The sequence below is a fragment of the Sphingobium sp. SG1 genome (genome assembly GCF_057063145.1).
Window position 1 is genome coordinate 295,627 of record NZ_JBVVOJ010000003.1, and the last position, 19,498, is coordinate 315,124.

Sequence of the window (19,498 nt, forward strand, 5' to 3'; positions counted from 1 at the left end):
CGCTTACCTCAGCTTCAGCGTGGCGAGGCCGGCGAGTGCCAGCACGAAGGAGATGATCCAGAAGCGGATCACCACGGTCGGTTCGGCCCAGCCAAGCTGTTCGAAATGATGGTGGATCGGCGCCATCTTGAACACGCGCTTGCCGGTCCGCTTGTAGAAGAAGACCTGGATGATGACCGACAGTGCCTCGACCACGAACAGGCCGCCGACGACGCCCAGAACGATTTCATGATGGGCGGTGACCGCGATCACGCCAATCGTGCCACCCAGCGCCAGACTGCCGGTATCGCCCATGAAGACGGCGGCAGGCGGTGCGTTGAACCAGAGGAACGCCAGCCCCGCGCCGATGATCGCCCCGCACAAGATGGTAAGGTTGCCCGCGCCCGGCACATGCGGGATGCCCAGATAGGTGGCGAAGTCCGCGCGGCCGACCAGATAGACGATCGCCATGAACGCCATGCAGGCGATGATGACCGGCATGGTGGCAAGGCCATCGAGCCCGTCGGTCAGGTTCACCGCATTGCCGAAGGCGACGATGACGAAGGCGGCAAACAGGAAATAGAAAGGCCCAAGCTCGATCGCAGGCCCATTGTAGAAGGGCACATAGAGCGCGGTGTTGCCATGCTGGTTGACGATCATCCAGGCGGCGAAACCGGCGATCAGGAACTCGAAGGCCAGGCGCATCTTGGCCGACAGCCCCTTGTGGCTGGCCTTGGTCACCTTGTCATAATCGTCGAGGAAGCCGATCGCGCCGAAACCCAGGGTCACGAACAGACAGGCCCAGACATAGGTGGAGGACAGGTCCATCCACAGCAGCACCGATACGACCATGGAGGTCAGGATCATCAGGCCGCCCATGGTCGGCGTGCCGCGCTTGGCCAGATGGCTCTGCGGCCCGTCGCTGCGGATCGGCTGCCCCTTGCCCTGGCGCACGCGCAGCCAGCCGATGAACTTGGGGCCGATGACCAGGCCGATGATCAGCGCGGTCGCGATCGCCGCGCCCGCCCGGAAGGAGAGGTAGCGGATGAGGTTGAAGGCCCCCGCAAAATCCAGGGTCTGGGCAAGCCAGTAGAGCATCAGTCTTTATCTCCGTCGCGGGCGGCATCGCCAAGGGCGGCGACCAGGCGGGACAGCCCGATGCCATTGGAGCCCTTGACCAGGATCGCGTCACCCGCACGCATTTCCTTGTTGATCAGATCGGTGGCCGACGCGGCGTCCGGCACATGGTCGAAGGCGACAAGGCCGCCAAGGGCGTCGGCCAGCGGCGCCATCTCCTCGCCCACCAATATCGCATAGTCGACGCCATTCTCGCTCAACGGTTGCGAGAGTGCGGCGTGCAGTTCGGTGCTGCGGCTGCCCAGTTCGCGCATGCCGCCCAGCACGGCGATGCGGCGGTCGGCCTGCTCGCGCCCCAATTGCTTGAGCGTTGCCGCCATGCTCAAGGGGTTGGCGTTGTAGCTTTCGTCGATCAGCAGCGCCTCGCCCCCCGCCACCGGCAGGATGCGGCGCGCGCCGCGTCCGGGCAGGCCCGGCATTTCCGCCAGCGCCAGGCCCGCAGCGGCCAGATCGCCGCCCAGCGCCTCGACCGCGGCCAGCACGGCGAGCGAATTGGACACCCAATGGTCGCCCGGCGCGCCGACGGTGAAGCAAAGCTCCACTCCCGGCAGCGCGGCAGTCACCAGCGTGCCGCCACCCGGCGCCGGCACGGTATCGCGCACGAAAATATCCGCCTCCGGGCTGAAGCCAAAGGTCAGGATATGATCGGCATGACGCTCCGCCTTGCCATAGAGGGTCGCGACATGCGGGCTGTCATAGGGAATGACAGCGGTGCCGCCCGGCTCCAGCCCCTCGAAAATCTCGGCCTTGGCTTCGGCGATCTTTTCCTCGGTCCCGAAAAATTCGATATGAGCCGGCGCGATGGCGGTGACGATCGCTACGTTCGGGCGCACCTGTCGCGTCAGCGCGGCCAGTTCGCCGGCATGGTTCATGCCCATTTCGAACACGCCATAGGCCGCATCACGCGGCATCCGCGCCAGGCTCAGCGGTACGCCGACATGGTTGTTATAGCTTTTGACCGACCGATGAACGCCGCCTGGACAGGCCCGTTCAAGGGCATGGAACAGCGCTTCCTTGGTGCCGGTCTTGCCGACCGAGCCGGTCACGCCGATGATCTTCGCACTGCTGCGCTTGCGCGAGGCACGGCCCAACGCCTCCAGCGCGGCGGCACTGTCGGCCACCAGCACATGGGGATAATCGACCGGTTCGCTGACGATCGCGCCGGCCGCGCCCTGGGCAAAGGCCTTGTCGATGAACTTGTGGCCGTCGGTCGTTTCGCCCTTCATCGCGACGAACAGGTCGCCCGCGCCCACCTCGCGACTGTCGAAGGCGACGCCAGAAACGGCGAACGGCGCCGACACGGCGCCGCCCGTAGCGTCTGCGATCTCGGCCGAGGTCCAGAGATCGCTCAACCCGCGCACTCCCGTGCCACGGTGACATCGTCAAAGGGTAGCACCCGGTCACCGATGATCTGGCCCTGCTCATGCCCCTTGCCGGCGAGCAGGACGATATCGTCGCCCCCCGCCTGACCGATGGCGGCGGCGATCGCCGCGCGGCGGCCGCCAATTTCCTCCGCCCCCGGCGCGCCCGCCATCACGGCGGCGCGGATCGCGGAGGGTTCTTCCGAACGGGGATTGTCGTCGGTCACGATGACATGGTCGGCCAGATCCGCCGCGACCTTGCCCATCAGCGGGCGCTTGCCCGCATCGCGATCGCCGCCCGCGCCGAACAGCGCGATCAGCTTGCCCCGGGTATGGGGACGCAGCGCCTCGATCGCAGCGCGCAGGCCGTCGGGCGTATGGGCATAGTCGACATAGACGGGCGCGCCCGCCTTGCTGATGACGGCGCGTTCCAGACGGCCGCGCACCGGCTGGACCCGGCCCAGCAATTCCAGCACCTTGGCGGTATCGCCGCCGGTCGCGATGACCAGACCGGCCGCCGTCAGCGCATTGGCCGCCTGATAGGCGCCGATCAGCGGCAGATTGACCTTGTAGAGCTTGCCGTCGGCTTCGATTTCCAGCGTCTGACCCAACTGGGTCGGGGTGCGGTTGGCAAGACGCAATGCCTGCCCCTGCACCCCGACGCTCAGCACACGAAGCCCCCGCTTCGTAGCCCGCTCGATCGCCTTGTCCGACCATTCATCGTCGGCCCAGATGACGGCCGCGCCGCCATCGCCCACGACTTCGTCGAACAGGCGCATCTTGGCGTCGAAATAGCTGTCCATGTCGCCATGATAATCGAGATGATCGCGCGACAGGTTGGTGAAGGCGCCGGCCGCAACCGGCAGGCCTTCGGTGCGATACTGGTCGAGGCCATGGCTCGACGCCTCGAACGCGGCATGGGTGATGCCCTCGCGCTTGAGGCCCGACATGTTGGCGAGGAAGGTGACGATGTCCGGCGTGGTGAGGCCGGTCGACACCTGATCGACCGAGGTGGTGACGCCCAGCGTCCCGATCGAGGCCGACTTGTGGCCCAGCATGCGCCACAACTGGCGCGCCAGCTCGACCGTGCTGGTCTTGCCATTGGTGCCGGTGACGGCGACGGTCACATCCGGGAATGGCGCGAAATAGCGCGCCGCCAGTTGCGCGAACAGGCGGCGGGGATTGGCGTCGGCGATATGCACCGCGCCCTCGACCTTCGCCTCCGGCCGGGCGACGATGGCGACCGCGCCCGCCTTCACGGCATCGGCAATAAAATCCTCGCCATTGACGCGCAGGCCCTGAAAGGCACCGAAGATGGTGCCCGGCGCGACCTTGCGATTGTCGATGGCAAAACCCGTCACGGACGTGTCGAGGCCGGTGTTGCCACCGACCTCGACGCCCAGCTCCTCGATTAGCGACCCGAGGCGCATCACTCTGTCTCCTTGTCGCCGTGCAACAGCGGCATCAAATCCGAAATATCCACGTCCCGCCGCTCGTCCGGCATTACGCCAAGCATCGGCCCGGTGCGCTCCACCACCCGCTTCACCACCGGCGCCGCCGTCCATGCAGCGGTGCGCAGGCCATATTGGCCCGTCGCCTCGTCCATCGTGACGAGAACCACATAGCGGGGATTGTCCATCGGGAAGGCGGAAGCGAAAGTCGTCACCAGCGAAGTCTTGTTGTAGCGCCCTTCCTGGGGCTTTTCAGCGGAACCCGTCTTGCCGCCCACCCGGAATCCCTTGGCGTCGGCGCTACGCCCTGTACCCGCCGACACGATCATCCGCAACAGCTGGCGCATGCGCGCGCTGGTCGCGGCAGAAAAGACCCGGCGCCCCTCGGGCACTTCATCGGCCTTGAGCTTGCGGATCGTCGCCGGGCGCCAGATGCCGCCATTGACCAGCGCGGCATAGGCCGCCGCCAGATGCAGCGGCGTCACCGCGATGCCATGGCCGTAAGAGGTGGTCATGCTGGTGATCCGGCCCCAATTGGTCGGCCATAGGCCACCGGCACGCTCATTGAACTCGATCGGCGCACGCTGGTCGAAATCCAGGCTGCGGAACAGCTTCTGCAGCGGCGCGGCACCCATTTCGTCGGCGATCCGGGCGGTGCCGATATTGGAGCTGTGGACCAGGATTTCCGGCACGTTGATCCAGCGGCCGAGCGAGTGGTCGTCCTTGATGCGGAAGCCGCCGACGGCCAGCGGCGCGGTCGCGTCATAGCGCTTGCTCATCGAGGTCACGACGCCGGCGTCCATGGCCGCCGCGATCGACAGCGGCTTGAACGCCGAACCCAGCTCATAGCGGGCCTGCACCATATGGTTGCAGAGCGGCGATTCGGAGCAGCGCTTGCCGGCATAATTTTGCAGCTTGTTGGGATCGAACACCGGGATCGATGCCATGGCGATCACTTCGCCGGTATTGACGTCCAGGATGATGCCACCGGCGCCCTTGGCCCGCGTCTGGACCAGCTGCGCATATAGCTCGCTTTCCAGCGCGCCCTGCACCCGGCTGTCGATCGACATGGCAAAGGGCCGGCTACGCTGTGCCGGGTCGATCATCCGATCGTTGAATGCGGCCTCCACGCCCATGCCGCCCTTGCCCTCGGCATTGGGCGCAAAGCCGAGAATATGCGCGGCCAGCGTGCGCTGGGGATAGAGGCGCTCCTTCTCGCGCGGAAATTCGATGCCGATCTCGCCCAGCGCGTTCACCGCCGCCACTTCCTCGGGCAGCGCGCGACGGCGCAGATAGGCCCAGCCGCGCCCTCTCAGCTTCTTGGCGAACACCGCTTCGGACTCGTCCGGGAAGATTTCGTGCAGCTTGCGTGCCAGCTCGTCGGGATCACCGATCAGCTTGGACGGGCGCACCGCGATCGAATAGGCGTCCATGGTCCGCGCCAGCGGCACCCCATTGCGGTCGACAATGTCCGCGCGCGCCGGGGTGAAGCCCGACAACCCATCGCCATTGCCATTGCCGCTCGCGAAAATGCCGACCCAGGTCAGACGCAGGATCAGCACGGCCGTGATCATCATGAACAGGATCAACAGCAACATCAGGCGATTATGCGCGATCGCCGTCAGGTTGACCCGTTGCCGCCCGGCACGGGCGCCGCCCGGCTGGACGATGATCGTGGCCATTAGCGGCCTCCCTTTCGCTCGCGCGCCGCACGGGCGCTGAGGTCACCCATGGTGCTGTCGTCCAGCAGCTTGGCATCCAGCATCGCCATGCGCTCGGCCCGGCGCGCGACCGGGTTGGGCCGCGACACGTCGGCGTCGGCCTTGGCACGCTGTTCGGCCAGCTTCACCGGCGCGGCGGGCTTGGCCAGCTTCTCGACATTGTCGGCGGCATGCGCCTCGCGGATCACGGCGATATCGCTGCGGATCTGGCTGGCGGCGGGGCTGGCCGGCGCGGCCTGCGGCGCGGACGGCAGGTCGGCCGGCGTCTCGACCATCGCCACCATCACCGGCGGCGCGACATAGTCCGGACCGTTGGGCTGAACGCCATCCAGATGCGCCAGCGCCTGTTCGCCCGCCAGATACTGGCCGGCGGTCGGCGTCGCATACATGAAGTCGTCCTGGTTCCAGCGCTCCAGTTGGCGCATGCTGGCGCGCGCGCTGAACTCGGTTTCCAGATAGCGGATATCGCCGCGCGCCTGCGCGATCTGCATCCGCACCCGCATCACGTCATTGCGCTCGGTCGCGACCTTCAAGGAGACGAGATAGGCGCCGAGCGCGCCCAGCGCGACCAGCAACACCCAGATCAGGCTCTGCAATCTCTTGACCGCGATCATGGCCGGGCACTCCGATGGGCATTGGCAACAGGGGCGCCGGCCCGCACGGCGCTGCGCAGGGTGGCGGAACGGGCACGCGGATTGCGCGCCAGTTCAGTTTCGCCGGGCTTTACGGCCTTGGCGGGCTTTTCGAATGCGGGCGCAACCTCGGCCTTCTTCTCGGGCAGGTGGCGCGATCCGCCCGCCTCGCTGCCGCTGCGCTTGCGCAGGAACTGCTTGACGATGCGGTCCTCCAGACTGTGGAAGGTCACGATCGCAAGACGGCCGCCCGGCTCCAGCAGCGCTTCCGCCGCCTCGAGCGCGCGCTCCAGTTCCTCCAGTTCGCGATTCACATGGATGCGGATCGCCTGGAAGGTGCGGGTCGAGGGATCCTTCTTGTCATGCGGCTTGTAGCCCAGCGCCCGGCGCACCACGGCAGCAAGCTGCCCGGTCCGCTCCAGCGGCCGCGCATCGACGATCGCGCGGGCAACCCGGCGCGAACGCGGCTCCTCGCCATAGCGATAGATGACGTCGGCAATATCCTCTTCCGCGGCGGTGTTGAGGAAATCGGCCGCGCTCATGCCGCCCTGACTCATCGTCATGTCGAGCGGGCCGTCCGCCTGGAAGGAAAAGCCGCGTTCGGGCCGGTCGAGTTGCATCGACGACACGCCGATATCCAGCGTGATGCCCGACACGCTACTGACGCCGCGCTCGGCCAGCAGTTCCTCCATCCGCGAAAATTCGCCGGGGATCAGCGTGATACCCTTTTCATCGGCCAGCGCCTGCCCTTCCCGGATCGCATCGGGGTCGCGATCGAAGGCAAAGACCTGCGCGCCAGCCGCCGCCATGGCGCTGGAATAGCCGCCCGCGCCGAAGGTGCCGTCGACATGCCGCTCGCCTGGGGTGATGGCGAGCGCATCGAGCACTTCGGTCAGGAGGACAGGGATATGCGGCGCGGCGCTCACTTGCCACCCTCCGCTGCGCGCTGTTCCAGCCAGCGGCGCACCTTGTTGCGGATCAGCGCCGGGCGATCCGGGCTTTCGACCAGCGCTTCCGGCTTCCAGATCTGGAAATAACGGCCAACGCCATAGAAGAACACGACGTCGGTGATACCGGCCTCTTCCTTGATATCGGGGTGCAGGAAGAAGCGTCCACCCTCGTCGAAATTCACGTCCTCGATCGTGCCCAGGCGATTCTCGCGCTCTAGGTCACCATTGAAGGGGCGATTGGCGGCGCGCGCCTCGCGCTCCAGTTCATTCACTTCCTCGAACAGGAACAGCTTGTGGGACAGGCCGAAGCCGGTGGCGCAGCCATTGTCCATATGGACCGACAGGCACAGACGGTTTTCGCCGCCGCTCGCCAGCTTCACCTGGCGGCGCATCTCCAGGGGCAGCACGAAACGGCCCTTGCCGTCCGCGACGCTGAACGCGTTGCCCGAATAGAGAATGACGTCCGACACGCTGGAAATTCGCCCCTTTTAAGCAGGGCGCAGGCTTCCCGTCGCCGGAATCGCGTTTTCGAATCCCGGCGCAAGACTCTCGCAAAGCCTGACTAACCCCAATGTTGGAATATCTACCAAGCATGAGGCGGCCTGCAAAGGGAAATGTTGGGTGAAGTTGGGAAAAGCCGGTCAGAAACGGGATTAACCGTTTTTTCCTCCTTTCACCAGCTTATTTTCACATTTTGTTCTCATGCCATTCCGCCCGGAACGACGGCGCAGCAGCATCAGACCCACTATCGCCCACCCTGTCCCAGCCAGAAGCGCCGATCGCAGCCCCAGCCGGACATCCGCGACATTCCGCATCCAGCGGCGACCATCCGGCATCTCCGCCCCCAGCCATTGCGCCACCAGCGCCGGCGTATCGGCGCTCCAGGCGCGCGGATCGAGCGGCCGCGCCGGATCGGCCAGCCACAGCCGGTCGTCGATCAGGTCCGCGTCACCCAGCAGCAGCACCTCCCCGCGGCCGATCCGCAACCGCAGCGGAACAGCGCCCTCCTGCCCCTCCAATGACAGGGCCTGCATCCCGGCCATCGTCAAAAGCCGGCCATCGGGCAGGAACTGGCGTATTTCCTGGTCTCGCACCGCCCCACCCCGCACACCCCAATGCGCCAGCAGAGGGCCGAGCGTGCCGACCATCGGCGCCCGGCGCCGGTCGCCCAGCGGCAGATCGGACGGCCAGCGCAGACGCGGATCGGTGAGCAGCAGCAGCCGGCCGCCATCCCGGACCCAGCGATCAAGCGCGACCAGCGCCTGCGGCGTCATCGGTCGGGGCTGCGCCAGCAGCAGGACGGACGCGCCGGATGCCGCCAGTGCCCGCACATCATCGATCGGCCGCACATCGAACCGGCTGCGCAGCAGCGTGACGATCGGCGCGTCCCGCCTTGCCCCTGCTCCCCCCTCTTCCCAGAAAAGCGGCAGCGCGGTGACGACGGCGAGCAGCGGACGATCAGGCTGGGAGGAAATGGGACGGGCCGGCCCGAAGCCAAGCAGCAGCAGCAGCGCTGCGGCCAATGCGACACATGCCGGCAGCCAGCACCGCTGCCACAGCAAAGCGCCACCAGCGGCCGCCGCCAGAGCCAGTAGCAGCAAGCCGATCATGGCCCAGGGGTCGGGCATGCGTGCAGCGGCCAGGGCGCAGAAGAGCAGCGCCATCCCGGCGCCACCCAGCCCCACCCACAGCGCATGCAGAAAGTCCTGCCGCGCCAGCCACCACCCCGTCGGCACGAGCAACAGCAGCGCCGGCCAGCCCCAGCACCATGGGTCTGCCTGCCCCGTGCGCCAGGCAACCGCCAGACCGGCGAACAGCATCAGCGTCGCCGGCAGCAACAGGGTGAGCAATCGCGAAAGACAGCGAACGAACGACATCATCGCCCGTCAGGGCGTCTGCGGCGTGGGTTCCTGGTCCATCGGCTTGCGGATCTTGGGATCGGGCTGCAGATCGGGGACGATCGGCGCCATTTCCGGCGCGGGCTGCACGCCCAGTTCGGCGAGCGGCTCCTTGGGCGTGGTGGCGGCGACAGCGGCATTGACGTCGATCGTCGGCACGGCTGGCGGCGCGGACGCAATATCGTCCACCCGCGCCTTGTCGATGACGATGTTCGCCAGTCCGACCAGCAGGACAACGCCTGCCAGGCCGGTCAGCCCTATCTGAACGCGCTGCAACCCCTCCTGTCGGCGGGAATGATCAGCCATGAACATGCTCTATTTTATGCCGCCGCGACCCGTGTCGGCCCGTCAATTGTGCGCGAGCCAGGGGAATATCGTCAAGCCCTTCGATTCGAGCCACTGCCGGTTGTAGAGGGTCGACAGATAGCGGAAGCCTGTATCGCACAGGATTGTCACGATTTTCTTGCCCGGCCCAAGCTGTTTCGCGAGCGCAACCGCGCCCGCGACATTGATGCCCGACGACAGGCCCAGGCACAGCCCTTCCTCGGCCAGCAGGCGGCGGACCCACTCCAGCCCTTCCTCGTCGGAAATGCGGAACTGGGTGTCGATCGGCGCGCCTTCCAGATTGGCGGTGATGCGCCCCTGGCCGATACCTTCGGCGACCGAATTGCCCTCCGCCTTCAACTCGCCATGGGCATAATAATTATAGAGCGCCGCGCCATGGGGATCGGCGAGACCGATGACGATATTCTCGTCATGCGCCTTGAGACCCAGGCCCACGCCGGCGATCGTGCCGCCGGTGCCCGCCGCACAGATGAAGCCGTCGATCCGGCCTTCCATCTGGGTCCAGATCTCCTCGGCCGTGCCGACGATATGCGCCTTGCGATTGGCGATATTGTCGAACTGGTTGGCCCAGATCGCGCCCTCCGTCTCCTCCGCCAGGCGGCGCGAGGTGTGGACGAAATGGCCGGGGTTGGAATAGGGCGCCGCCGGCACCGTCACCAGTTCCGCGCCCAGCGCGCGCAGCGTGTCCATCTTTTCCCGGCTCTGCGTCTCGGGCATGACGATGATCGACTTGTACCCCTTGGCATTGGCGACCAGCGCCAGGCCGATGCCGGTATTGCCGGCCGTCCCCTCGACGATCGTGCCGCCGGGCTTCAGCAGCCCCTTCTCCTCGGCATCATTGACGATGAACAGGGCGGCGCGATCCTTCACCGACGCGCCGGGATTGGCGAATTCGCACTTGGCGTAGATATCGCATCCGGTGGCTTCGGACGGACCGGCGAGACGCACCATCGGGGTATTACCGATCAGGGCGAGGCTATCTTTCTGGAGCAGCATGCACCCCGCATAGCGGAGCCGATACGTGCTTGCCAAGCAAGGGAATGCTGCACCACGAAAAGAGCCGGTTTGCCCCGGCTTTGCGCGCCGGTAGCCCGCCCCCGATCCAGGGCCTGCCCGATTCCGTGGAGGAATTCGAAAGGAAAATCGGCTATGGCCAGGGCCGCGCGGCAATCGGGCCCGCTCGATACCGGCTGGATGATGCGGCTTTCGCGACAACAGGAACGATGGATCTGGCATGGCGGCCTGGGCGCGGTGGCGCTTGCAGTGCTGGTCGTGCCGCATCTCATCACCGCCGCGCCGCTCGACATGCTGGCCGAGGATCATCATGGCCCCGACCCGGCCGAGCAGGCGGGCGCCAATTTCCCCGGCTCCGCCTTCTTCTATGCCGAGGGCGCCTTCGATCCGGCGCCCGGCGCGCTCACCATCCAGAGCCCGCATGTCATGGGCCTGGCCGAGGTCAAGGCAGCGCCGGCCGCCACCTTCCGCGGGCTCACCGCAACCGACAGCTATCGCGCGCTCAACTGCCTGACATCGGCCATCTATTATGAAGCCGGGAACGAGCCGGAGGAGGGCCAGCGCGCCGTGGCACAGGTGGTATTGAACCGCGTGCGCAGCCCGCTCTGGCCCAACAGCGTCTGCGGTGTGGTCTATCAGGGATCGGAACGCACCGACTTCCACTGCCAGTTCACCTTCAGCTGCGATGGCGCCATGGCCCGCCTGCCCAACGCCGTCGCCTGGGTCCGCGCGCGCGGCATCGCCCAGCAGGCCCTGTCGGGCAAAGCCTATGCCCCGGTGGGCCTTGCCACCCATTATCATACGCTGGCCGTCCGCCCGGCCTGGTCCGCGACGCTGCAGCCGGTTGCCGTGATCGGCGCCCATATCTTCTATCGCGGCATGGGCTTCAACGGCACGCCCGCGGCCTTTAGCGACGCCTATCCGGGGCGCGAACTGATATCCGGCCCTGCCCGCCGGATCTGGCCGGTCCAGCCGGTGACGCCCGTCGAACTGATGAGCGCCGGACCGGCAACCGCCTATGTGCCCCTGCCGACGGTTGCGCCCTCCACGCCGGCGCCCCAGCCCGCGCCCGCGGCGCCCCTCACCGCACCGATCGACAATCTGCCGGAATCGACGATCCGTCCCGAATATCGCAACAGCGGCCGGCCGCTCGGTTGAACCGCACCATCTTTTTGCGCTCGCCTGGCGAGATTATTTTAGGTTAATATCCAATCAACCAGCGAAATGCCTGAAAACAAGGGCAATTAAAATTCGCGATCAGGAGCGGAAATCGGGAACCACCCGCTTTGCCGCTCGTTCTGCATTTTGGATAGCAAATCTTTTGCCCCCCGCTCTTGCTATCCAAAAAATATGAGCCCGGAACGCATCATCCCCCCCCGACGCGTTCCGGGCTCAGACTTTTTCGGGCCACCCTCCATCATCGTCGAACCAGCGCCAGCCGGCGGAACCCTTCCCGTCCAGGCGTGTTCTCCAGCGGTCACCGATATGGCTTGCCATGCGGTCGGCCGATATTTCGGAAGGAGAAACCGATGACCAAGACAATCGTCACCGCCCTGCTGCTCACCGGCTCGCTGCTGGTATCCGCCTGCAACACGGTGGAAGGCGCGGGCAGGGACGTGCAGAGCGCCGGCAAGGCCGTCGAGAAGTCGGCCAACTGATCACATAAAAAGGCCCGCGTTTCGCGGGCCTTTTCTTATGCGGAAACTTCCTCTGCCGCCGCTTCTGCGGCGGCCCGTTTTGCCTGGCTGCGATCGGTGAACCAGATCGCCACCAGCGTGATTTCGTAGAGCAGCAGCAGCGGGATGGCGAGCATCAGCTGCGACACCACATCCGGCGGGGTCAGCACCGCGGCCAGGATGAACGCCCCGACGATCATGTAGCGGCGCATGCCCTTGAGCTGGTCACGCGACACGAAGCCGGCCCGGTTGAGCAGCATCAGCAACACCGGCAGCAGAAAACAGATGCCGAAAGCCAGGATGAACTGCATCACCAGGCCCAGATAGCTGTCCGCGCTCGGCAGCGCCTCGATCTGCAGCCCGCTTGCATTCCCCTGATAGCCCAGGAAGAAATGGAAGGCGGTCGGCATCACCACGAAATAGGCCAGGCTCGCGCCCAGCGCGAACAGGAAGGGCGTGGCGATCAGGAACGGCAGCAGCGCCTTCTTTTCCTTCGCATACAGGCCCGGCGCGACGAACGCCCAGAGCTGGTTGGCGATGATCGGAAAGGACAGGCAGAACGCACCGAAGGCCGCGATCTTGATCTGCACGAAAAAGGCTTCGTAGAGCTTGGTGTAGACCAGCTTGCCGCCGGCGTCGCCAAAGGCTTCCTTGAGCGGATGGACCAGGATGGCAAAGAGCTGTTCGGAGAAATAGAAACAGATCCCCCCGGTAATGAACAGCGCATAGACGCATTTGAGCAGGCGGCTGCGCAGCTCGATCAGATGGTCCAGCAAGGGCGCCTTGCTGTCGTCAATCTCGCCGATCATGCCGCCGCATCCCCCTGCTTGGGTGCAGCGGGCTCTTCCGCGACATAGGGCGGCTTGTCCGCAACCGGCGGCGGCGCGGCCTCCGCCACATAGGGCGGCGCATCGACAGCGGGGGCCGCCGGCGCTTCCGCCACATAAGGCGGCTTGTCGTCTACAGCCGAAGCAGCAGGCGCATCGCTGGCCGAACCATGCTCGATGACCTGGGTTTCTGGAACCTGGGTCTCGGGCGGATGCTCGGCCATGATGCGCTTATTCTGCTCGGCCCATTTCTTTTCCAGCTCTTCCAGCTCGACTTCCCGCACCATGGCATCAATGCCGGTGCGGAAATGGCGGGCCATGCCCTGGGCCTTCCCCACGATCTGCCCCACCTTGTAGAGCGCGCGCGGAAGATCCTTCGGGCCGATCACGATCACCGCAATGATCACGATCACCAGAAATTCGGTCGAATCGATGCCAAACATGCGCGACTACCAGCCTGCGTTAGAGATCAGGCCTTGGTCTTTTCTTCGGTCGCACTCGGCGCGTCCTGCTCGGGCACGCGATGACCCTCGATCCGGGTCGCGGGCTTTGCCGGCGTCGCGTCGTCCTCGTCGTCGGCCATGCCCTTCTTGAAGCTCTTGATGCCCTTGGCCACGTCACCCATCAGGCCGGAAATCCGGCCGCCACCGAACAGCAGCATGACGACCAGGAGCACGATCACCCAGTGCATCAGCGAGAAAGAACCCATTTTCACATACTCCTGAAAGGAGGCCTTTCTAGGCCTCTTCCTCATCCTTTTCCAGAACGGATTGACCGCCCAGACCCTCCAGCGCCAAATCCACCGGATCCAGCAACCCCGCAGCCCGCAAATCGTCCAGACCCGGCAAGTCCCGGCGGCTGCTAAGGCCAAAATGTGACAGAAACTCTACGCTGGTCGCATAGATGAGCGGGCGACCCGGCACTTCGCGCCGCCCCACCGGACGCACCCAGCCGGCCTCCATCAGCACATCCAGCGTGCCCTTGGCCACCTGAACCCCGCGAATCGCCTCGATCTCCGCCCGGCTCACCGGCTCATGATAGGCGATGATCGCCAACGTCTCCATCGCCGCGCGCGACAGCTTGCGCGTCTCGTCCCGTTCCCGCCGCAAGATATGCGCCAGGTCGGCCGCCGTCTGGAAATGCCAGCGCCCGCCCCGCTCGACCAGATTGACGCCGCGCCCGGCATAATCCTGCGCCAGCCCGGCCAGCGTCGCGGGCAGATCACCGCCATCACCGACATGGGCGCGCAGTTCGGCGGGCGTCAGCGGCTCCTCCGACGCGAACAAGGCCGCCTCCACCGCGCGCGCGAAATCGTCCATCTCCCGGATCACCGCAACTGCTCCCATTGATCGCCCGACAGCGCCGCCCGCAGATAGATCGGCTCGAATATTCCGTCCTGCCTTATGTCCACCCGCCCCTGCTTGGCCAGTTCCAGCATCGCCACGAAGCTGCTGGCCAGCGCCGATTTCGCCATCGGTCCGTCGCGATCGTCGGGCAGGAAAGATTCGAGGGTCGTCCAGTCGAGCGCCGATCCGACCAGCGCACTCACCCGCTGGATCGCCTCGTCCAGGGTCATCACCGGCCGCACCGCGACCATATGCACCACCGGCTGGTTACGCGCGCGGATCTGGCCATAGGCCTGGATCAAATCATAAAGGCTGGCGCTCCACTTCGCCCGCCGCACCATGTGCAGCCCCTCGGGCCGGGGGCGGACGAACACGTCGCGCCCGATTCGATCGCCGGCCATCAGCCGCGCGCCGGCCTCGCGCATGGCGTGCAACCGTTGCAGCCGCAATTGCAGCCGCAGCGCCATTTCCTCCGGACTGGGCTCGGGCTGCGCTTCCTTGGGCAGCAGCATCGCCGATTTGAGATAGGCGAGCCACGCCGCCATCACCAGATAGTCGGCCGCCAGTTCCAGCTTCAGCTGCCGCGCGCCATCGACATAGGCCAGATATTGCTCGACCAGCGCCAGGATGGAGATTTCGCGCAGGTCGACCTTCTGCGTCCGCGCCAGCGCCAGCAACAGGTCGAGCGGCCCCTCCCAGCTTTCGAAGCTGACGGTCAGGACCTCGGCGGGCGTCGCGGCCGGGGCGGTGAAGAGATCGTCCATCGCCCCCGCGTCCGCGATCAGGCCGGAACCAGCGCCAGCAACGTGTCGCGGGTCGCCAGCAACTCCTCGAACGGCGGCAGGTCGGCGACATGGGCCGAGCCCATCGCCCGATCGAGCCGCGCCCGCGCGGCCGGCGTGATCTCCGGCAGCAGATTGGCGATGCCGACCATATCGTCCATCCGCCCCCAGCAATTGAGCGCCAGGTCGCACCCGGCCGCGACCACGCCGGCGGCCAGTTCGGGAATCGAGCCCTTGAGCGCCTTCATGTCGAGATCGTCGGACATCAGCAGCCCGTCAAAGCCGATGCGCTGGCGAATAATCTCCTCGATCACGATCGGCGACAGGCTGGCCGCCCGGTCGGCATCCCAGGCGGTGTAGACGACATGGGCGGTCATGCCCATCGGTGCGTCCTTGAGCGCACGGAACGGCGCCAGATCGGTTTCCAGTTCCTCCGTCCCGGCATGGACGACCGGCAGTTCCAGATGGCTGTCGACCAGCGCTCGGCCATGGCCGGGCATATGCTTGACGATGCCCACGACATTGCCGTCGGCCAGCCCCTCGATCACCGCGCGGCCAAGCGCCGCGACGCGCATCGGCTCGGCGCCCAGCGTCCGGTCGCCCATGATGTCGCTCGCGCCCGCCTGCCGCACGTCCAGCAGTGGCAGCGCATCCACCGTGATGCCAACCTCCGCCAGCATCAGCGCCAGAGCCCGCGCATTGGCCCGCGCCGCCGCGATCGCGCTGGACGGCGCAATGTCATAGAGGCGGTCGAACACGGCGCCGGCGGGAAAGCTGGGCCAGACCGGCGCCTGCATCCGCGCGACCCGGCCGCCCTCCTGATCGATCATGATCAGCAGGTCGTCGCGCCCGTGCAGCGCGCGCAGTTCGTCGGTCAGCGCCCGCACCTGCGCGCGATCGGCGATGTTGCGCTTGAACAAGATATAGCCGGCCGGCTGCGCCTCAGCAAAGAAGGCGCGCTCGTCGGCGGTCAGGGTTTCGCCGGATAGGCCGAAGATGACGGGTTTCATGACGCCGATGCTAATGACTAAGGCGCGGGCTGTCGACGCCCGCGCCCTGTTTGGGTCAATTGACGATGATGCAGCTTTCGCCCGCGACCTTCAGCTTGCCGCAAACGGTGCCCGCCTGCCCGCCGGCGCTGGCGCGCAGGCGATAGACGGTGCTGCCGCCCACTTCGGCCGGCTCGACCGACATGGCGAGCGGCGCCAGATAGGCAAAGCGCTTCGACAGGCGGCCCCAGGCATCCTTGGCGCCCGACGCACTGCCATAGGCACCCAACTGGATGACGCCGCTGCCGGCGGCCTTGGGCGCGGCTGCCTTGGGCGCGGCCCTGGTCTCGTCCTCGACCTTGGCGATAACGCTCTGCGCCGGCTTGGCGGGAACAGCGGGCTTGGTGCCTGCGGGGGCAGCGCCGGTCGGGGTGATCGGCGCTTCGGGCACGCGGCTCGGGTCGATCTGGCCATCGCGGGCCACGCCCTCGCTCGCGGCGAAGCTGGCATCGCCCTCGCCCTGGAACTTCTTGGCGTCCGCTTCCTTGGCCGCGATCTTGTAGTCGCCCTGCGGCGCGGCGATCAGTTGCCCCTCGCCCGCGCCACCGCCGTTGCGGTTCTGCAACCACCACATGCCCGCGATCACCGCGCCGATCAGCACCAGCCCCAGGATGATGAGGCCCAGCAGGCGCAAGGGCGAAATCCGCTCCTCATCCGCCTCGTCGAGCGCAGGTTCCAGCCAGGGCAGCCGGTCCTCGTCATCGAGGTCAAGTCGCCCACGTGCATAGTCACCCATTATCGAAACTCCGCTCGGCTCACTGCATTTCGGTCAGCGCGACCACGCCCATCAGGGCAAGGCCGTTGCGGATGATCTGCCCGATTCCGCGGCTCAAGAAAAGCCGGGCCGAGGTGAGCGCCGGATCGTCCGCCAGCACGACGCGCGCGCGCGGATCATCATTGCCCATATTCCACCAGCCATGGAATGCCGAAGCCAAGTCATTGAGATAGAAGGCAATACGATGCGGTTCGCGGGCCTGCGCCGATCCTTCCACGACGCGCGGGAACTGCGCTGCCAGCTTCACCAGGTTCAGCTCCGCCGTCCCAAGCAGGGACAGGTCGGGCGCGGGAAGGTCGATCCCGGCCTCCTCTGCGCGGCGGCCGAGCGAGGAAATGCGGGCATGGGCATATTGCACATAGAAGACCGGATTGTCCTTCGAGGCTTCCACCACCTTGGCGAAATCGAAGTCCATCTGGGCATCGGCCTTGCGCGTCAGCATGGTGAAGCGGACGACATCCTTGCCCACTTCGCGCACGACATCGGCCAGCGTGACGAAATTGCCGGCGCGCTTGGACATTTTCACCGGCTCGCCATCGCGCAGCAGGCGGACCATCTGGATCAGCTTGACGTCGAACCGCGCCTTGCCCTCGGTCAGGGCGGCAACGGCGGCCTGGATGCGCTTCACCGTGCCGGCATGGTCCGCGCCCCAGATGTCGATCAGCTGATCGGCGGTCTGCGCCTTCTGGAAATGATAGGCCATGTCGGCGCCGAAATAGGTCCAGCTGCCATTCGACTTCTTGATCGGCCGATCCTGGTCGTCGCCGAACCTGGTCGAACGGAACAGCGGCAGTTCCACCGGCTCCCAATCGTCGGGCAGTTCGCCCTTGGGCGCTTCCAGCACGCCGTCATAGACCAGGTCATGGGCGCGCAACCAGGCTTCGGCCTCGGCCGGCTTGCCCGCCGCCTGCAATTCCGCCTCCGAAGAGAAGATGTCGTGGTGGATGCCCAGCAGCGCGAGATCGCTGCGGATCATGTCCATCATCTTCGCAACGGCAAAGGTGCGGAACAGGACCAGCCAGTCGCCCTCGGGCGCACCGACGAACCTGTCGCCATATTCGGCGGCCAGCGCCTGGCCCACCGGCACCAGATAATCGCCCGGATAAAGCCCCTCGGGGATCGCGCCGACATCCTCGCCCAGTGCCTCGCGATAGCGGACATGCGCGGAACGGGCGAGCACGTCGACCTGGCCGCCGGCATCATTGATATAATATTCGCGGATCACCTTGTGCCCGGCATATTCCAGCAGGGTGGCGAGCGCGTCGCCGACCACGGCGCCGCGACAATGGCCCATATGCATGGGACCGGTGGGGTTGGCCGAGACATATTCGACATTCACGGTCGTGCCCGCGCCGAAATCGGACCGGCCATAGTCGGCGGCCTCGGCATGGATCGCCGCGAGTTCCGCCCGCCAGGTCGGGTCGGTCAGGGTCAGGTTGATGAAGCCGGGACCGGCGATGCTGGCCGCCTCGACCTCATCCAGCGCCTGCAGCTTGGTCACGATCGCGTCGGCCAGCGCGCGCGGATTGGTGCCGGCGGGCTTGGCCAGCACCATCGCGGCGTTGGTGGCCAGGTCGCCATGGCTGGGATCGCGCGGCGGCTCCACCGTCACCGGCTTGCGGTTGAGGCCGGCGGGCAGCGTGCCTTCGGCCTCCAGCGCGTCGAGCACGGCATCGAGATGGGCAGTGAAACGGGTGTAAAGGGACACGGGCATTTCCTTCAACTCCGTTCGCCCTGAGCGAAGTCGAAGGGCCAGGCTGAACGGAGTGAAGCACTTCGCTTCGCTCAGTGGCGGGCTTCGACTTCGCTCAGCCCGAACGGAAACAAATCAACGGGCTTAACGGGTCGCGTTATATTTGAGCTGATCCTGGGTCAGGTTGAAACCCAAGAGCAGCTCGAAGCTGGTTCGCTGCAGCGCCGCCTTGACGTCCGGCTGGGCGAAGGGGTCGATCGCGGCATCCGCGTCGCCTGCCTTGCGCTTCTGCGTGATCTTCTGCTGAATTTCCGGCGGCAGCGTGGCCGATGCCTTGTCGACATAGGAGCCGGCCGTCGCGGTCGCGGTCGCGCGATATTCGCCCGGCGCGAAGTTCAGCGTCACCTGGCCGATCCGCTTGGCGACGACGGCACTCCCGCCCCGCACGATCGCCGAGAAATAGGGCAAGGTCACCTGGCGCGCGGCGCTGGCGTCGTTGCGACGCGCATTCACCACGAAGGTCGCCTGGGTATAAAGCTGGGCGCCATCGGAACAGGTCGAGCGCAGATCGGTGATGTTCGCCACCACGTCGATCGCGGAGGCATCGCGGCTCTGGGCCGGATTGAACAGGGTCACGTCACCGGTATAGGCCGGGATTGCAGCCACCGGGCAAGCCGAACGCACCGTGACGATACCGCCCGTCGGGTCGATTTCCCCCCGGCGAGAACAGCCGGCAAGGGCAAGGGCGAGCATTCCGGTCAACGCAATTCGGGACAATGTCACAGGCAGCAATTCCTCAGCATGCCCCTTGGACAGAGGCGTCCGGCTTCCTTATCCATCCCCCGCCGCCCACGCAACACAA

General features: G+C 66.1%; 21 protein-coding genes. 2 read left to right on the plus strand and 19 right to left on the minus strand.

What is annotated here, in order from left to right; translation table 11 throughout:
* Window positions 1–3 precede the first annotated feature (3 nt).
* The 10 genes from mraY to AC0KVN_RS09395 all read right to left on the minus strand — a co-directional run bounded on the left by mraY (window position 4) and on the right by AC0KVN_RS09395 (window position 10,470).
* On the minus strand, window positions 4–1,077 hold the full coding sequence (gene mraY, locus AC0KVN_RS09350) for a phospho-N-acetylmuramoyl-pentapeptide-transferase (RefSeq protein ID WP_017501213.1): 1,074 nt from the start codon (window positions 1,075–1,077) through the stop codon (window positions 4–6).
* Window positions 1,077–2,468, minus strand: a complete 1,392-nt coding sequence (locus AC0KVN_RS09355) for a UDP-N-acetylmuramoyl-tripeptide--D-alanyl-D-alanine ligase (RefSeq protein ID WP_435566753.1) — start codon at window positions 2,466–2,468, stop codon at window positions 1,077–1,079. The genes mraY and AC0KVN_RS09355 overlap by 1 nt, the downstream gene beginning before the upstream one ends.
* On the minus strand, window positions 2,465–3,907 hold the full coding sequence (locus tag AC0KVN_RS09360) for a UDP-N-acetylmuramoyl-L-alanyl-D-glutamate--2,6-diaminopimelate ligase (protein WP_214862893.1): 1,443 nt from the start codon (window positions 3,905–3,907) through the stop codon (window positions 2,465–2,467). Before AC0KVN_RS09360 ends, AC0KVN_RS09355 begins: the two co-directional genes overlap by 4 nt.
* Complete coding sequence (locus AC0KVN_RS09365; protein ID WP_004207965.1) at window positions 3,907–5,610, minus strand: peptidoglycan D,D-transpeptidase FtsI family protein; 1,704 nt, start codon at window positions 5,608–5,610, stop codon at window positions 3,907–3,909. Before AC0KVN_RS09365 ends, AC0KVN_RS09360 begins: the two co-directional genes overlap by 1 nt.
* On the minus strand, window positions 5,610–6,263 hold the full coding sequence (locus tag AC0KVN_RS09370; protein WP_004207966.1) for a hypothetical protein: 654 nt from the start codon (window positions 6,261–6,263) through the stop codon (window positions 5,610–5,612). The genes AC0KVN_RS09365 and AC0KVN_RS09370 overlap by 1 nt, the downstream gene beginning before the upstream one ends.
* On the minus strand, window positions 6,260–7,207 hold the full coding sequence (gene rsmH, locus AC0KVN_RS09375; protein ID WP_313228886.1) for a 16S rRNA (cytosine(1402)-N(4))-methyltransferase RsmH: 948 nt from the start codon (window positions 7,205–7,207) through the stop codon (window positions 6,260–6,262). The genes AC0KVN_RS09370 and rsmH overlap by 4 nt, the downstream gene beginning before the upstream one ends.
* Window positions 7,204–7,701 carry a division/cell wall cluster transcriptional repressor MraZ gene (locus tag AC0KVN_RS09380; RefSeq protein WP_004207968.1) on the minus strand — a complete coding sequence of 166 codons (498 nt, stop codon included), beginning with the start codon at window positions 7,699–7,701 and terminating at the stop codon, window positions 7,204–7,206. The genes rsmH and AC0KVN_RS09380 overlap by 4 nt, the downstream gene beginning before the upstream one ends.
* Before the next feature lie 183 nt (window positions 7,702–7,884).
* A complete protein-coding gene (locus tag AC0KVN_RS09385; protein ID WP_483656083.1) occupies window positions 7,885–9,111 on the minus strand; it encodes a Gldg family protein in 1,227 nt (408 codons plus the stop codon).
* Between the two features lie 6 nt (window positions 9,112–9,117).
* A complete protein-coding gene (locus AC0KVN_RS09390) occupies window positions 9,118–9,435 on the minus strand; it encodes a hypothetical protein (protein ID WP_004207970.1) in 318 nt (105 codons plus the stop codon).
* Between the two features lie 42 nt (window positions 9,436–9,477).
* Window positions 9,478–10,470 carry a cysteine synthase A gene (locus AC0KVN_RS09395; RefSeq protein ID WP_037510479.1) on the minus strand — a complete coding sequence of 331 codons (993 nt, stop codon included), beginning with the start codon at window positions 10,468–10,470 and terminating at the stop codon, window positions 9,478–9,480.
* Window positions 10,471–10,668: 198 nt separating this feature from the next.
* Here AC0KVN_RS09395 and AC0KVN_RS09400 point away from each other — a divergent pair, with 198 nt between their 5' ends.
* Both AC0KVN_RS09400 and AC0KVN_RS09405 read left to right on the plus strand, forming a co-directional pair.
* Window positions 10,669–11,646 carry a cell wall hydrolase gene (locus tag AC0KVN_RS09400; protein WP_435566906.1) on the plus strand — a complete coding sequence of 326 codons (978 nt, stop codon included), beginning with the start codon at window positions 10,669–10,671 and terminating at the stop codon, window positions 11,644–11,646.
* 371 nt (window positions 11,647–12,017) lie between these two features.
* Window positions 12,018–12,146 carry an entericidin A/B family lipoprotein gene (locus AC0KVN_RS09405; protein WP_004207973.1) on the plus strand — a complete coding sequence of 43 codons (129 nt, stop codon included), beginning with the start codon at window positions 12,018–12,020 and terminating at the stop codon, window positions 12,144–12,146.
* Between the two features lie 35 nt (window positions 12,147–12,181).
* On the opposite strand, the gene tatC is transcribed toward AC0KVN_RS09405, so the two are convergent.
* The 9 genes from tatC to AC0KVN_RS09450 all read right to left on the minus strand — a co-directional run bounded on the left by tatC (window position 12,182) and on the right by AC0KVN_RS09450 (window position 19,389).
* Window positions 12,182–12,973, minus strand: coding sequence for a twin-arginine translocase subunit TatC (tatC, locus tag AC0KVN_RS09410; protein WP_037517214.1), 792 nt, complete (start codon window positions 12,971–12,973; stop codon window positions 12,182–12,184).
* A complete protein-coding gene (locus tag AC0KVN_RS09415) occupies window positions 12,970–13,434 on the minus strand; it encodes a twin-arginine translocase TatA/TatE family subunit (RefSeq protein ID WP_004207975.1) in 465 nt (154 codons plus the stop codon). Before AC0KVN_RS09415 ends, tatC begins: the two co-directional genes overlap by 4 nt.
* Before the next feature lie 26 nt (window positions 13,435–13,460).
* The gene (locus tag AC0KVN_RS09420; RefSeq protein WP_004207976.1) at window positions 13,461–13,700 is read right to left on the minus strand and encodes a twin-arginine translocase TatA/TatE family subunit; all 240 of its coding nucleotides are present in this window, start codon (window positions 13,698–13,700) and stop codon (window positions 13,461–13,463) included.
* A 28-nt stretch (window positions 13,701–13,728) separates the two neighbouring features.
* Window positions 13,729–14,310, minus strand: a complete 582-nt coding sequence (gene scpB, locus AC0KVN_RS09425; RefSeq protein WP_010336265.1) for an SMC-Scp complex subunit ScpB — start codon at window positions 14,308–14,310, stop codon at window positions 13,729–13,731.
* 8 nt (window positions 14,311–14,318) lie between these two features.
* Window positions 14,319–15,101: a segregation and condensation protein A gene (locus AC0KVN_RS09430; RefSeq protein WP_004207978.1), complete on the minus strand. Its 783-nt coding sequence runs from the start codon at window positions 15,099–15,101 to the stop codon at window positions 14,319–14,321.
* Between the two features lie 17 nt (window positions 15,102–15,118).
* A complete protein-coding gene (nagZ, locus tag AC0KVN_RS09435) occupies window positions 15,119–16,129 on the minus strand; it encodes a beta-N-acetylhexosaminidase (RefSeq protein WP_435566755.1) in 1,011 nt (336 codons plus the stop codon).
* Between the two features lie 55 nt (window positions 16,130–16,184).
* The gene (locus tag AC0KVN_RS09440; RefSeq protein WP_435566756.1) at window positions 16,185–16,904 is read right to left on the minus strand and encodes an SPOR domain-containing protein; all 720 of its coding nucleotides are present in this window, start codon (window positions 16,902–16,904) and stop codon (window positions 16,185–16,187) included.
* A 19-nt stretch (window positions 16,905–16,923) separates the two neighbouring features.
* Window positions 16,924–18,651, minus strand: a complete 1,728-nt coding sequence (argS, locus tag AC0KVN_RS09445; RefSeq protein WP_284114034.1) for an arginine--tRNA ligase — start codon at window positions 18,649–18,651, stop codon at window positions 16,924–16,926.
* 129 nt (window positions 18,652–18,780) lie between these two features.
* On the minus strand, window positions 18,781–19,389 hold the full coding sequence (locus tag AC0KVN_RS09450; protein ID WP_435566757.1) for a hypothetical protein: 609 nt from the start codon (window positions 19,387–19,389) through the stop codon (window positions 18,781–18,783).
* Window positions 19,390–19,498: the final 109 nt, after the last annotated feature.